The following is a 13,038-nucleotide window of genomic DNA, read 5'->3' on the forward strand; positions in this document are numbered from 1 at the left end:
ACCATGAAGAAGAATACCGTTGTTGGCCTGGCAGGTCGAGATACGATTGCTGACCCGCTGACAGAGATGCTCAAGGCAGGGGCACGACAGTTGATCCAGCAGGCAGTCGAGGTTGAACTGCAAGAGATGCTTGAAGACTACTCAGGACGACGCACAGAGGATGGCAGGGCCGGTGTCGTGCGCAACGGCTACCTGCCTGAGCGAGAACTGCAGACAGGCATGGGGCCTGTAACAGTCCGGATACCCAAGGTTCGCGCCAAGACGGGCAAGCCGCTGACCTTCCGCTCTTCACTGGTACCTCCCTATGTGCGGAAAACGAAGTCACTGGAGGCAGCGATTCCCTGGTTGTATCTGAAAGGAGTATCCAGTGGTGAGATGGGAGAGGCCCTGAAGGTTCTGGTGGGGCCAGAAGCACAGGGGCTGTCAGCGAGCACTGTGTCACGGTTGAAGCAAGTCTGGGCTCAGGAGTATCGGGCCTGGTGCGATGAGCGGTTGGATAAGGATGCTTGGGTGTATGTCTGGGCAGATGGCGTTTACAGTGGATTAAGATCGGAACAGACCAAGCTGTGTTCGCTGGTGGTGATCGGCGTGAATGAGCGCGGCGAGAAGCGTTTCCTGGCGATTGAGGACGGTGTACGCGAATCAACACAGAGCTGGCGTGAAGTATTGCTGAAATTGAAATCACGGGGAATGAATGTGCCGGAGTTAGCGATTGGTGATGGTGCCATGGGGTTTTGGGCGGCACTCGAAGAGGTCTACAGTGAGACACGCCAACAACGCTGCTGGATGCACAAGACCATGAACGTGCTAAATTGTCTGCCAAAATCAGCTCAGGCGAAGGCAAAACAGGCACTGCATGCGATTTGGCAGGCGGAGACCAAAGCAGATGCCGAGAAAGCCTTTGATCTGTTCCTCAAGACCTATGAGCCAAAATATCCGAAGGCCGCAATCTGTTTGCAAAAAGATCGCGATGAACTGATGGCATTCTATGATTTCCCTGCACAGCACTGGCAGAGCATACGGACCAGCAATCCGATTGAATCAACGTTCGGCACGATCCGTCACCGGACCAAGCGTTCAAAGGGTTGCCTGTCTCGGGACGGCATGCTGCATATGATGTTCAAACTTGGACAGTGTGCCGAGAAGAGATGGAGGCGCCTACGTGGTTTCGATTACCTGGCGAAGGTGATAACCGGAATAAAATTTAAAGATGGTGTCGAAGTGACAGAAATCGGCCAGGCTGCCGCTTGATTCAGGTTGGCAAACACCACTTTTGACAATAACTCTATCCGGTAGAAGTCCAGATAGATATTAGTGTCTATGAACAAGAGTTTTGGCATTGTCTTATTTACACATAACGTTTGAATATGCGGCGCGCGTTAGCGCGTCCGAACGAACGTAGTGAGTGGCATGATTTTCTTGTTAGGGCTATTTACCATAAACCCAATGCTTGCAGCTCTTGCTTAAGCACCTCTTGCTCTTGCCGCACAAGTACATTCCATTTTTCACTTCCTTCCGACTGCTCAAGGACGGCCTTGGCCAATGCTTGCGTATCCTGACTCATGTCTAGAGTGGATACATCAAGACCTATGTCTGAATCACCTACACCATCTTGCCAATCAGCGAGACTTATATAGCCGGTTTTCAAATGCTCTTTTATTTGAGGATCAGTGCTTAGATTTAGTGCTGCAATCAAGGCTTGCTGTATTTCTTGCTTTGAATAGGGAAGGTTCTTTGAATCAGACACACATCCTGGTGCTGGGGCTGAATTTTCTAAAACTCCGCCATATTCTTGTACGATTGTTTCAATATTGTTTGATGGGAGATCCACACTTCCATTACTTGAATATTGCTGTAACCAGATATTCCCTGCCTCCTCGGGGGTATGCCCTTCTTCCACCAACTTGGCTTCGAATGCAACCCGAGTTTTATTATCTTCAATGCCACGAGTTAGCCATTTAGCAACAACGCTTATTCCTACTGCCCAAAAGAAATTTGACCATAGACCATCAGAGAATGCCGCTACAGCTAGAAAATATAGTGCAGCAAGTGATGCTATGATCCACACCCAGCCAAATAAGCCTGACATCAACTGCAAAATCGCTAGCTTCGAATTTGTTTTCATCTTCGTTCCTTCTTGGCCCTAACGCCTACCGTAACCGGCGCCCTGCAGCAGCTTTGAAGACACCACCAAGTTTGCAACGAAGTATCGCGTGTGAAGCCCACTCGAAACTTTCAGGCGTCCGCGTTGACGGATTTGTTGGGCTTCATTTGCAGCGTTACCCAAAAAGCCTTTTCGCCGTTTCTAATTCTTCCCTGAGAAATGATAACATTTCATTGCAGTCCTTCCTTAGGCTACGATCTGGCATTTCCATCTGGCAGCCTGCCTGATGTAAATCTTGTAGCTTTTCAAGTGCAATCTTATGCGTCTCACTGTAAGCTAATATTTTCTCCTCGGGACTTAGCCCCGTTGTATCTGTTCCTGATTCAGTTGCAACGCCGAAAATTTGAGAGGCGCGTTTGAGGGCTTCTCCCATAGTATCGTCAATATCAGAGCCTCCCACTGACATTAGTGTCAGAACTGTACCGATTTCTGTTAACGAGTTTGACAGTTTGCGCAGGTTCGATTCCACAAGTGCGAAATAGTATCCTATGGGATTCTCCTCTATACTGCGATCAGTGATCTCACTAGCTTTACCCATTGTTCTTTGCCTTAGAGATAGCGCAATACGTAGGCACTTCGTATTAATGGACAAATAATTTCTATACTCATTTGATTTGGTCCCGAGAGTGTTCTTAGAAACAACCCCCTTAATTTTCGTTTCATCAATTTTGAATGGCTCAATATCAACTGGATCGTCCATTGATGCGCTGAAAAAATTGCTGAAAAACCCCATATGATGTGTCCTCCGATGATATTTTCTTGGCCCAACGCTTGCCATAACCGGAGGCAAAAAGCTGTATAGCGAGGAACGAGCGGCGCAGCTTTTTGACGTCCGTGTTTATGGCTTTGTTAGCTGACATCATAACCGTATATATTCAGAAATAGCTTCCCGATTTGTCTCGTTTTCAAACCAATGTCTATGCTGTGGAGGAATTTCACCTGATGACATTGAGTGAAACGTAACTATTTTTCTATTTCTTTTCCCATAAAATAGATTGGCCCATACAAGAGCTTTTCTGGCTGGATCTTTGTGAGGTCTTTCCAGGATTTTTTCTAGATCACCATTAGACAATTTGAATGCCATAGGTTTTTTGTGATGTATAGGATTATTTATGGAGTTGATAACAGCCTCCTTCATTCCTGGTACTCTGCCTGCAATGCACTGGCAATATCTTCGGACATTCCATACTAATTCATCAAGCTTATGCATTGCATCAGGAGTATTGTAAGAACTTTTTGTTAAGTATCTATTAAACCCGCCTAACTCTGCCAAATACCCCATATATGGTTGTGCCCAATCTGGCAGCTCGTATTTTAGATAATCAATGTTACAAACCTCATGATTTAGCATGATAAGATTGTGGCCAAATTCTTTTTTCTTTGAAGAACCTTCTGGAATGTAAAACCTCGCACTCTTACCATTATATAGAAGTATTCCTTTCAGGTATTTTTCCAATGCTTGTTGCGCAGACCACAAAAACTGCTGCCTTAATTGACGTGGTCCAATGGACAGGTACACCCCAGTTAAGCATCATTGACTTAACTGAGGTAGAAAAATGAAAGAACGAAAGAAATATTCGAAGGAATTCAAGCTAGACGCGGTCAGTCTGGTTCTTGAGCAGGAATATACTCGAAGGGAAGCAGCAAACAGTCTGGGCATCAATGCCCAAATGCTGGGGCGCTGGGTGAAAGAACATCAGGCAGAAGATGGGCAGGCATTTCGAGGCAATGGCAAGTTGAGTTCTGAACAGGAAGAAATCAGGAAGCTCAAGGCTCAGGTTAAACGCCTTGAGATGGAGAAAGAAATCTTAAAAAAAGCAACGGTATTCTTTGCAGCAGAAACGAAGTGAAATATTCGTTCATCACCCAGCATAAGAATGCCTATCCAATCAGCTTGCAATGTCAGGTTTTGGGTGTGAGTCGTAATGGTTACTACCAGTATCAAAGGGGCTTGGGTAACAGGCCAGACCGAATACATCAGGAGATGCTGGAGTGGGTTGAGGATATCGCCAAGAGTTCAGACTACACTTATGGCAGTCGCAGAATGAAAAAAGCCTTGAATGTCCTGGGCTATCCGGTGAGTCGGAATAAGGCAAGGAAGTTAATGCGTGAAGCCAATGTACAGGCGCGTCAGCGCAGGAAATATAAGGTTACGACAAACAGTAACCACCAGCAGTCGGTTTTTAACAACCTGCTCAAGCGAGAGTTTGCTGTGGCCCAGCCCGATCATGTCTATGCGGCGGACGTGACTTATGTATGGACCCAGGAAGGCTGGTTATACCTGGCGGTAGTGATAGACCTGTATTCACGTAAAGTGGTCGGCTGGAGCATGAGTTCCCGGATGAAGGCAAAGCTGGTCTGTGATGCATTGCAAATGGCGATCTGGCGACGTCGACCGAAGGGCGGATTGATTCACCACTCAGATCGTGGTTCTCAATATGCCAGCAAGGCTTTTCGGCGGTTACTCAAAGCCCATGATATCAATGGCAGTATGAGCAGGAAGGGTGACTGCTGGGATAATGCTGTAGTGGAAAGCTTCTTTGGCAGCCTCAAGCAGGAACGGGTGCATTGGAGAAGCTACCAGACACGTTACGAAGCCCAGCAGGACATATTGGAATATATTTCCATGTTTTATAATAGTACGCGGCTGCATTCATACCTGGATTATATGAGTCCGAATGATTTTGAGCAGCAAATGATGGCGCAGAAAAAAGCGGCTTAACTGGGTGTAACAAAATCCTTGACCACGTCAAGGGCACCTCTTTAATATCAAGAAGTCTTCTATTGATTTTAAGTTTTGCGTAGGTACTTGTGGGCCAATTGTGATGGATGTGATTTTGCTGATATCTACTAGTGATTTGTGATACGAAGTCAATCCCAGCCTATGTGGGCGAAATTCAAATTGTGCATCAGCGTCTGTTAAGCCATTAAAGTTGTAAACCCACCTTACTTCCTGCTCTGGTTTGAATGATGCGTTTTTGAAACGTACTAGCGTTTGAATTATTGATTTAATATAACTTCTTAGTCCTTCTTGAGTTTGGATGGTTCTCATCATTGTTTCATCGTTAGACTTTAAGTGTTGATCTGCCACTATTGCTGTTTTTTTATCATCAAAATCATAAAGACATTGCACTTTTTGGGCTTTCGGGTCAACGACGAATCCATCAGTAAACTCTATGCAAACACCTTGACCCAATTTTGTATATGCGCGCCATTGACTAATGTCATCTTTTAGAGTGGATGCGCTAAAACACATTTGGTGTCTTAAGTACACTTGGATAAGGTCATTAATCCATTCAAGTGTGTTTTTACATTGCTCAGATCCATGCTTTAGCTCTAAGACCTCACTCAACACAGAATAGAGATCAAATCCTTCCATTTCATCATTCATAAATGCAAGGCTGCCAAACCAAACAGATTTGCATTTTATGATGTTAAAAAGGGCTTCAATATTAGTGTAGTGGTAGTACATATGTCAGCGCTTCATATATTTACACATAACGCCAGCCGTAACAGGCGCAAAACTTGTAGCGCAGCGGAGAGTTTTGCGTCCTTGTTGACGGCATTGTTAAGTGCTTATTTGCCATCGTCCCAGCTATTTAAATACTCTGCCAATACATCACCATGACAGGCAGCAGGCTTGCAAAAGCAGCCTAAACGCTTGCCAGCCAAATCATAAACTTTTGATTTCTCGATGTTTATGAATTTGTCAAACTCAAAATCATATCGGTATTTTCTGATGACTTCGTCGCGATCATCACCTTCTTCATACATGGAATAAGGATTCCCCCAGTATGAACCCCTTCCGATATATTCAAAATTTGGCGTTGATTTGATACCTTGGTATTTTTCTTCTTTTTTGATATTAACAACCCGAGTGATACTAATATTTATTACCCGTACTGGTACGCTGTGATTTTTCAGTTCGGCCAATTCTTCAGGAAACACTTCGCCATCGTCAAACACAATGGCATGCGTAATGGAACTTATATCCCAATTTTTGTTAGCTTCAAGTGTCACATTCTCTCTATTCTCAAAAAGTTTCTGAACTAATTTATTGTTATCCTCTGGATAAACAACTGTAAACTCAGAAAAGCTTTGAGTAATACGATTTACCTTTCTTTCAAACTTAGAAAAGCAATTGAATTCACTCGGAACAAGAACTAAGACGCGTATCATTCTAAGTTAAATGCTTCACTTGCAATTCAAGGCCGGTATGTTCATTTAAGTATTCAACTACGAGCCTTCTATGACAGTGGTGTGGCTCGTGTTCGCTACAGAGCAAACAGCCTTGCTCTAAAATTTTTTGATCAACATCTTTTTCTATCGAACGACGGGCCATCAAGTTCAAGAACTTATCTTCATAGGAATCCCAGGTGACGTGGTCAAGGATTTTGTTACACCCAGTTAAGCCGCTTTTTTCTGCGCCATCATTTGCTGCTCAAAATCATTCGGACTCATATAATCCAGGTATGAATGCAGCCGCGTACTATTATAAAACATGGAAATATATTCCAATATGTCCTGCTGGGCTTCGTAACGTGTCTGGTAGCTTCTCCAATGCACCCGTTCCTGCTTGAGGCTGCCAAAGAAGCTTTCCACTACAGCATTATCCCAGCAGTCACCCTTCCTGCTCATACTGCCATTGATATCATGGGCTTTGAGTAACCGCCGAAAAGCCTTGCTGGCATATTGAGAACCACGATCTGAGTGGTGAATCAATCCGCCCTTCGGTCGACGTCGCCAGATCGCCATTTGCAATGCATCACAGACCAGCTTTGCCTTCATCCGGGAACTCATGCTCCAGCCGACCACTTTACGTGAATACAGGTCTATCACTACCGCCAGGTATAACCAGCCTTCCTGGGTCCATACATAAGTCACGTCCGCCGCATAGACATGATCGGGCTGGGCCACAGCAAACTCTCGCTTGAGCAGGTTGTTAAAAACCGACTGCTGGTGGTTACTGTTTGTCGTAACCTTATATTTCCTGCGCTGACGCGCCTGTACATTGGCTTCACGCATTAACTTCCTTGCCTTATTCCGACTCACCGGATAGCCCAGGACATTCAAGGCTTTTTTCATTCTGCGACTGCCATAAGTGTAGTCTGAACTCTTGGCGATATCCTCAACCCACTCCAGCATCTCCTGATGTATTCGGTCTGGCCTGTTACCCAAGCCCCTTTGATACTGGTAGTAACCATTACGACTCACACCCAAAACCTGACATTGCAAGCTGATTGGATAGGCATTCTTATGCTGGGTGATGAACGAATATTTCACTTCGTTTCTGCTGCAAAGAATACCGTTGCTTTTTTTAAGATTTCTTTCTCCATCTCAAGGCGTTTAACCTGAGCCTTGAGCTTCCTGATTTCTTCCTGTTCAGAACTCAACTTGCCATTGCCTCGAAATGCCTGCCCATCTTCTGCCTGATGTTCTTTCACCCAGCGCCCCAGCATTTGGGCATTGATGCCCAGACTGTTTGCTGCTTCCCTTCGAGTATATTCCTGCTCAAGAACCAGACTGACCGCGTCTAGCTTGAATTCCTTCGAATTGACGTGGTCAAGGATTTTGTTACACCCAGTTAAGCCGCTTTTTTCTGCGCCATCATTTGCTGCTCAAAATCATTCGGACTCATATAATCCAGGTATGAATGCAGCCGCGTACTATTATAAAACATGGAAATATATTCCAATATGTCCTGCTGGGCTTCGTAACGTGTCTGGTAGCTTCTCCAATGCACCCGTTCCTGCTTGAGGCTGCCAAAGAAGCTTTCCACTACAGCATTATCCCAGCAGTCACCCTTCCTGCTCATACTGCCATTGATATCATGGGCTTTGAGTAACCGCCGAAAAGCCTTGCTGGCATATTGAGAACCACGATCTGAGTGGTGAATCAATCCGCCCTTCGGTCGACGTCGCCAGATCGCCATTTGCAATGCATCACAGACCAGCTTTGCCTTCATCCGGGAACTCATGCTCCAGCCGACCACTTTACGTGAATACAGGTCTATCACTACCGCCAGGTATAACCAGCCTTCCTGGGTCCATACATAAGTCACGTCCGCCGCATAGACATGATCGGGCTGGGCCACAGCAAACTCTCGCTTGAGCAGGTTGTTAAAAACCGACTGCTGGTGGTTACTGTTTGTCGTAACCTTATATTTCCTGCGCTGACGCGCCTGTACATTGGCTTCACGCATTAACTTCCTTGCCTTATTCCGACTCACCGGATAGCCCAGGACATTCAAGGCTTTTTTCATTCTGCGACTGCCATAAGTGTAGTCTGAACTCTTGGCGATATCCTCAACCCACTCCAGCATCTCCTGATGTTCGGTCTGGCCTGTTACCCAAGCCCCTTTGATACTGGTAGTAACCATTACGACTCACACCCAAAACCTGACATTGCAAGCTGATTGGATAGGCATTCTTATGCTGGGTGATGAACGAATATTTCACTTCGTTTCTGCTGCAAAGAATACCGTTGCTTTTTTTAAGATTTCTTTCTCCATCTCAAGGCGTTTAACCTGAGCCTTGAGCTTCCTGATTTCTTCCTGTTCAGAACTCAACTTGCCATTGCCTCGAAATGCCTGCCCATCTTCTGCCTGATGTTCTTTCACCCAGCGCCCCAGCATTTGGGCATTGATGCCCAGACTGTTTGCTGCTTCCCTTCGAGTATATTCCTGCTCAAGAACCAGACTGACCGCGTCTAGCTTGAATTCCTTCGAATATTTCTTTCGTTCTTTCATTTTTCTACCTCAGTTAAGTCAATGATGCTTAACTGGGGTGTACCTGTCCATTGGACCACGTCACAGGTGATTGTATTTTTCTTATAGGCGTTGAGAATTTCTTTTGTCGGAGCCCAATCTGGCATGTGAATATATGATGCATCACACAATTCCCTGAGGAAAAAACGTAAGTCATCTTTTTTTGCGAAGCCCGCGAGTTGCGACACGTTGTTCAGCCTTACATCAATTAAAGTGCTGATGTTCGAATTACGGACAAGTGTAAAAAATCTCTCCGCTTTTTTCTGGGTAAACCCGATAGTGTAGACATTCATAGTAATTTCCCAATTCTGCTATAAGATGGTTGCAGCGATTTTATAATGCCGCCCATTATACTCCTCACCTAGTTCTACTTTGTCAGATTAGATCTATAAGTAACTCACTGAATAATATAAAATATATGCTGTGAATTTCTTGGCAATCATCGTAAGGAAGAGCATCAAATGACAAGCACCAAGGTCATTTGAATTACCTGATACGCGCATAAGTAGAATCGATCGCATAGCGGAGCGATTCCAACGTTTCCAGTACCGCTTTGAATCCCATTTTCGAAGCAAGACGAGGTCGGTGTTTCAACCGGTCACACACTATCTCAAAGGCCTGATGCAAGCGCAGAGAAAGAACATGGAACGCATGGAAGAGGTGGTTGCAGGCGCAGATGATCAGCGTCTCCAGCATATGCTCACCGAGTCCCCGTGGGATCATCGTGCGGTGTTAGACCAAGTGGCGCTGGAAGCCGATCAATGGCTGGGTGGAACCGCGGATACCTGTCTGTTGCTCGATGAGAGTGGCCTTGCCAAGAAGGGTAAACATTCAGTGGGGGTTAAACGCCAATGGAATGGCCGCCAGGGCAAGGTGGATAACTGCCAGGTTGGTGTATTCGCAGCACTGGGTAAAGGGCACTTGTCCACGCTGATAGATGAACGTCTCTATCTACCCAAAGAGTGGGTATCGAACCCGGCTCGCTGTCGCAAGGTGGGTATCCCGGAAGTTGAACGGAAACATCAAAGCAAGTCAGAGTTGGCGCTGGAGATGGTGCGTCATCAGAGGACGCTTGGCCTGCGTTTTGCCTGGGTGGGTGCAGATGGGGGATACGGGAAGGATCCGGCTTTTCTGAGGGGTTTGGAGGCGATGGGTGAAACCTTTGTGGTGGACATCCACAAAGACCAACAGGTCTACCTGGAAGATCCACAGCCGTTCATACCGGAGAGCACGACAACGCGCGGTCGTCGTCGAAGTCGTCTGCAAGCCCAGGCAGCCCGTCTGCGCGTTGACCAGTGGCTCAATGAGCAACGGGACAGCGAGTGGCAGCAAGTGGTATTACGGGATAGCAGCAAGGGCAAACTGCGCGTCGAGATCCTGCATCATCGGGTTTGGCTTTGGGATGGAAAAGAAGCCCAGGCACATCAATGGCACCTGATTGTACGACGAGAGGTCAATTCACCGGAGACGATTAAATACACCTTGTCGAATGCACCGGAAGAAACGCCATCCCATTGTCTTGCAAAGATGCAGGCGCAGCGGTTCTGGGTTGAGCGTTCGTTCCAGGATGGTAAGAGTGAATCAGGTCTTGCTGATTATCAGGCCCGTAAATGGAAATCCTGGCATCACCATATGGCCTTGGTCATGATGGCGATGTTATTCATGCTCGAAGAGCGAATTGTGCAAAAAGATGATCACCCCTTACTCAGTTGTTCAGACATCGAATCGCTATTGCGTGCCTTCCTGCCACGGCGAGATATTGAACGCGATGAAATACTACGGCAAATGACGAAACGGCATCGTAAACGACAAGCGGCTATCGACTCCCAATATCGAAAACAGACGCTGGAACAGTCGGTTGCCGGGTGATGGAATCTGACAAAGTAGAACTAGACTTGCGCAGATGAATCCATGATTTTCCTTCTCTCCACTTAATAGAGCATCAAAATTGGGGTCAGTCACCGGGAAATCGTAGTTTGAGCCATTGTAGGAAAATGCGACCCTCCTTTTATTATCCTCGTTTCTGTATAAATTCAGGTCTGGAGCATATATTAGATAAAGAGATTGCTGGATATTAATTAACCCAATATTTACCAAGTTTGCATCTACGGCATGCCCGTGCCCCCATAAATTATCTGGAGCATCTAGAAAAGGTGGTACTTCGTGTGGCTCAATTTTGTAATGTTGTGACCACTCTCTGTCAGTGATTAAGTAATTTTCGGGTTGATGGGTTAGGGGTACATTAGCACCTAATTCCATCTGTATTTTTTGAAGTGGTTTTACCAAGAATCGGCCATATGGATTTCGATACTTCGCTTGTTCATGATCGAGTTCTTTTCCATTTGCGTCTGCGACCGGCCGAATCCATTGCCTCGAAGCTAAGCTTTTACCCGCCACGCAATGTTGGCCATGTTTTACAGAATTGGCGAATACAACGATAGTTTCCATTTCCTCAGATCCTTTTTGCACTTAACGCCAGCCGTAACCGGCGCATTTGTAGTGAGCGCAGCGAACGAAAAATGCGTCCGAGTTTACGGCATTGTTAGGCAATTCTTACTTCCTCAATGTATTCCGTGACTTCTCTGCTATCGAAGTCACCTTTGTAGATGCGATAATGAAATCTGAGAAGCCTATCGTCACGCTCCAGCTTGTGTGCATAGTAAGCATTGAATATTGGTTCATGGCCATGGCTGATTGTTGTGTCCCCTATCATGTAACGCTCAATTCTGTATGGTGAATTTTTCCTGTTTTTCTTAAACGTGATTTTTTCATCAAAGTTAGCGAAACGGTCTACATATGCTTGTTCAATGTATTCAGCCACATAAGCGCTAGTTTTCCTCGGGCTTAATACTGCCACCAATTGCTTTTGACCGGAATGAAATGACTCCTCTAGAACGATCCAGGCTTTTCCGAGACTTACCATATCTGTTGTTTACCGCTTTGAGTTAGGCCTTTGCTCTAAGGTTACGAAAGTACTCCGATTCTTCTAACTCCTTTTTTAACAAATAGCTACCTTGAGCCATATATTCGATGGTGTCATCAAGGCTATCTTCATAGCCAAACAGTGTGCGATGGATATCTCTAATCATTGCAGATAGAACTGATGGATCAATGTCACGTTTTGACATGCCATAACCCATCATTGTGTAAAACTTTAATCTAGTAAGAAACGCCCCGCATTCTTCAAATTCGTAGATTTTTTCCTTAATGCATTTTTGCATGTGCACACGATCAGATTCATTTATGGCATTAATCAGCATATCTTGGAAGTTGAGGCCAGCGAGCATAAACGCAATAAGGCTTGGTGATTGATGTTTTTCAATTCCTTCGTTAATGACATCATTCCAATGCTCTCGAAAATTCTCTTCAATAAGGGGGGCTATTGAAGGGCCGGGCATATCGGGAAGATCGATGGAAAGGGCGCTAAGTATTACCCTCACCTTTTTTTCATACCGTTCACGTTTAGATAGTCCAAACATGTGTATTTCCTATAAATCCGGAATGTCGTGTCATTATTATGCCTAACGTTGTGGTAACTGGCGCGAACGAAGTGAGCGTCCAAGCGAGGTACGAGCGTTGTTGACCACCTTGTTATGTTTTTTTCTTTGCATGGATTTTCAGTAATTCTCTAACATTGCCTAGATCAAAGCCTTGGTTTTCTATATGGCTAGGAATAATGTGATATAGATTTGGTGCTTGATAAACCAAGACAAGCTCAGAACTTTCCTTCCAGTAACAAATATCTTTCCAGTGAAGCATCCCTTTACCATTTGCAGATTTGAAGATTATTCCTTCATCTGTACTTTTTACAGCTATTTGTTCATGTGCCGTTTTATGTTTTTTATATATTTTTTTTGCATTCCATGGAATATATAAATGCTGCTGAATTAGGTGGCCCAGGATGCCGCCAATGATTGCGAATATACACGCATATTTTAATGTAGATGAATCGCTAATAACTGAGACTACAAGCAAAATAGGTATTGCTACTGAGTAACGCAATTTTGCAGGCTTTTCCAATTGTGAATACAACTGGCTAGCCTTTACATAGTCCTTCTCAGATATTTTATACGTTGCTTCCATGTTTCTTATTAAACATAACGTCTAA

The 13,038-nt window shown here is 45.1% G+C and carries 14 protein-coding genes and 2 pseudogenes; 3 read left to right on the forward strand and 13 right to left on the reverse strand.

The genetic code is table 11. The features are described 5' to 3' along the window. Window positions 1-3: 3 nt before the first annotated feature. Window positions 4-1,251: an IS256 family transposase gene (locus HPY30_13985; GenBank protein QYZ66993.1), complete on the forward strand. Its 1,248-nt coding sequence runs from the start codon at window positions 4-6 to the stop codon at window positions 1,249-1,251. A gap of 181 nt (window positions 1,252-1,432) precedes the next feature. On the opposite strand, the gene HPY30_13990 is transcribed toward HPY30_13985, so the two are convergent. The 3 genes from HPY30_13990 to HPY30_14000 form a co-directional block, all read right to left on the reverse strand. After that, entirely contained in the window at window positions 1,433-2,125 is a 693-nt protein-coding gene (locus tag HPY30_13990) for a hypothetical protein (protein ID QYZ66994.1), read from the reverse strand. Window positions 2,126-2,279: 154 nt separating this feature from the next. Continuing rightward, window positions 2,280-2,897: a hypothetical protein gene (locus HPY30_13995; protein QYZ66995.1), complete on the reverse strand. Its 618-nt coding sequence runs from the start codon at window positions 2,895-2,897 to the stop codon at window positions 2,280-2,282. A gap of 126 nt (window positions 2,898-3,023) precedes the next feature. After that, on the reverse strand, window positions 3,024-3,620 hold the full coding sequence (locus HPY30_14000) for a hypothetical protein (protein QYZ66996.1): 597 nt from the start codon (window positions 3,618-3,620) through the stop codon (window positions 3,024-3,026). A gap of 100 nt (window positions 3,621-3,720) precedes the next feature. Between HPY30_14000 and HPY30_14005 the strand changes: the two genes are divergently transcribed. Then, a protein-coding gene (locus HPY30_14005) for an IS3 family transposase (protein ID QYZ66997.1) occupies window positions 3,721-4,886 on the forward strand; the annotation gives its coding sequence in 2 pieces (ribosomal slippage) (window positions 3,721-3,982 and window positions 3,982-4,886; 1,167 coding nt in all). Window positions 4,887-4,913: 27 nt separating this feature from the next. Here HPY30_14005 and HPY30_14010 read toward each other — a convergent pair. From HPY30_14010 to HPY30_14035, 6 genes and pseudogenes are all read right to left on the reverse strand, one after another. Continuing rightward, window positions 4,914-5,636, reverse strand: a complete 723-nt coding sequence (locus HPY30_14010; GenBank protein ID QYZ66998.1) for a DUF2971 domain-containing protein — start codon at window positions 5,634-5,636, stop codon at window positions 4,914-4,916. Between the two features lie 104 nt (window positions 5,637-5,740). Further along, window positions 5,741-6,343 carry a DUF4326 domain-containing protein gene (locus HPY30_14015; GenBank protein QYZ66999.1) on the reverse strand — a complete coding sequence of 201 codons (603 nt, stop codon included), beginning with the start codon at window positions 6,341-6,343 and terminating at the stop codon, window positions 5,741-5,743. 1 nt (window position 6,344) lies between these two features. Continuing rightward, a complete protein-coding gene (locus HPY30_14020; GenBank protein QYZ68056.1) occupies window positions 6,345-6,506 on the reverse strand; it encodes a DUF488 family protein in 162 nt (53 codons plus the stop codon). Between the two features lie 65 nt (window positions 6,507-6,571). Continuing rightward, window positions 6,572-7,734, reverse strand: a protein-coding gene (locus HPY30_14025) for an IS3 family transposase (protein QYZ68057.1) whose coding sequence is annotated in 2 segments (ribosomal slippage) — window positions 6,572-7,476 and window positions 7,476-7,734 — 1,164 coding nt in all. Because the reading frame shifts where the segments join, the coding sequence is not laid out codon by codon here. Between the two features lie 14 nt (window positions 7,735-7,748). Beyond that, a pseudogene (locus tag HPY30_14030) lies at window positions 7,749-8,912 on the reverse strand (IS3 family transposase). Then, window positions 8,909-9,223 (reverse strand): DUF488 domain-containing protein, encoded by a 315-nt coding sequence (locus tag HPY30_14035; GenBank protein ID QYZ67000.1) that lies wholly within the window; start codon window positions 9,221-9,223, stop codon window positions 8,909-8,911. Before HPY30_14035 ends, HPY30_14030 begins: the two are co-directional and overlap by 4 nt. A gap of 328 nt (window positions 9,224-9,551) precedes the next feature. On the opposite strand from HPY30_14035, the gene HPY30_14040 reads away from it, so the two are divergent. Beyond that, window positions 9,552-10,799: an IS701 family transposase gene (locus HPY30_14040; protein ID QYZ67001.1), complete on the forward strand. Its 1,248-nt coding sequence runs from the start codon at window positions 9,552-9,554 to the stop codon at window positions 10,797-10,799. Between the two features lie 21 nt (window positions 10,800-10,820). On the opposite strand, the pseudogene HPY30_14045 reads toward HPY30_14040, so the two are convergent. The 4 genes and pseudogenes from HPY30_14045 to HPY30_14060 form a co-directional block, all read right to left on the reverse strand. Continuing rightward, window positions 10,821-11,378, reverse strand: a pseudogene (locus tag HPY30_14045) (hypothetical protein). Between the two features lie 94 nt (window positions 11,379-11,472). After that, window positions 11,473-11,853 carry a hypothetical protein gene (locus tag HPY30_14050; GenBank protein QYZ67002.1) on the reverse strand — a complete coding sequence of 127 codons (381 nt, stop codon included), beginning with the start codon at window positions 11,851-11,853 and terminating at the stop codon, window positions 11,473-11,475. A gap of 22 nt (window positions 11,854-11,875) precedes the next feature. Next, window positions 11,876-12,409: a hypothetical protein gene (locus HPY30_14055; protein QYZ67003.1), complete on the reverse strand. Its 534-nt coding sequence runs from the start codon at window positions 12,407-12,409 to the stop codon at window positions 11,876-11,878. Window positions 12,410-12,521: 112 nt separating this feature from the next. Then, window positions 12,522-13,013: a YcxB family protein gene (locus HPY30_14060; protein QYZ67004.1), complete on the reverse strand. Its 492-nt coding sequence runs from the start codon at window positions 13,011-13,013 to the stop codon at window positions 12,522-12,524. Window positions 13,014-13,038 lie beyond the last annotated feature (25 nt).

The sequence above is a fragment of the Gammaproteobacteria bacterium (ex Lamellibrachia satsuma) genome (assembly GCA_019623805.1).
Taxonomy (GTDB): Bacteria; Pseudomonadota; Gammaproteobacteria; order Chromatiales; family Chromatiaceae; genus QGON01.

What these genes read in the sequence shown, in the direction of transcription:
- HPY30_13985 (QYZ66993.1), top strand. Translation starts at nt 4, where the DNA reads ATGAAGAAGAATACCGTTGTTGGCCTGGCAGGTCGAGATACGATTGCT.
- HPY30_13990 (QYZ66994.1), bottom strand. Translation starts at nt 2,125, where the DNA reads ATGAAAACAAATTCGAAGCTAGCGATTTTGCAGTTGATGTCAGGCTTA.
- HPY30_13995 (QYZ66995.1), bottom strand. Translation starts at nt 2,897, where the DNA reads ATGGGGTTTTTCAGCAATTTTTTCAGCGCATCAATGGACGATCCAGTT.
- HPY30_14010 (QYZ66998.1), bottom strand. Translation starts at nt 5,636, where the DNA reads ATGTACTACCACTACACTAATATTGAAGCCCTTTTTAACATCATAAAA.
- HPY30_14015 (QYZ66999.1), bottom strand. Translation starts at nt 6,343, where the DNA reads ATGATACGCGTCTTAGTTCTTGTTCCGAGTGAATTCAATTGCTTTTCT.
- HPY30_14020 (QYZ68056.1), bottom strand. Translation starts at nt 6,506, where the DNA reads ATGGCCCGTCGTTCGATAGAAAAAGATGTTGATCAAAAAATTTTAGAG.
- HPY30_14035 (QYZ67000.1), bottom strand. Translation starts at nt 9,223, where the DNA reads ATGAATGTCTACACTATCGGGTTTACCCAGAAAAAAGCGGAGAGATTT.
- HPY30_14040 (QYZ67001.1), top strand. Translation starts at nt 9,552, where the DNA reads ATGCAAGCGCAGAGAAAGAACATGGAACGCATGGAAGAGGTGGTTGCA.
- HPY30_14050 (QYZ67002.1), bottom strand. Translation starts at nt 11,853, where the DNA reads ATGGTAAGTCTCGGAAAAGCCTGGATCGTTCTAGAGGAGTCATTTCAT.
- HPY30_14055 (QYZ67003.1), bottom strand. Translation starts at nt 12,409, where the DNA reads ATGTTTGGACTATCTAAACGTGAACGGTATGAAAAAAAGGTGAGGGTA.
- HPY30_14060 (QYZ67004.1), bottom strand. Translation starts at nt 13,013, where the DNA reads ATGGAAGCAACGTATAAAATATCTGAGAAGGACTATGTAAAGGCTAGC.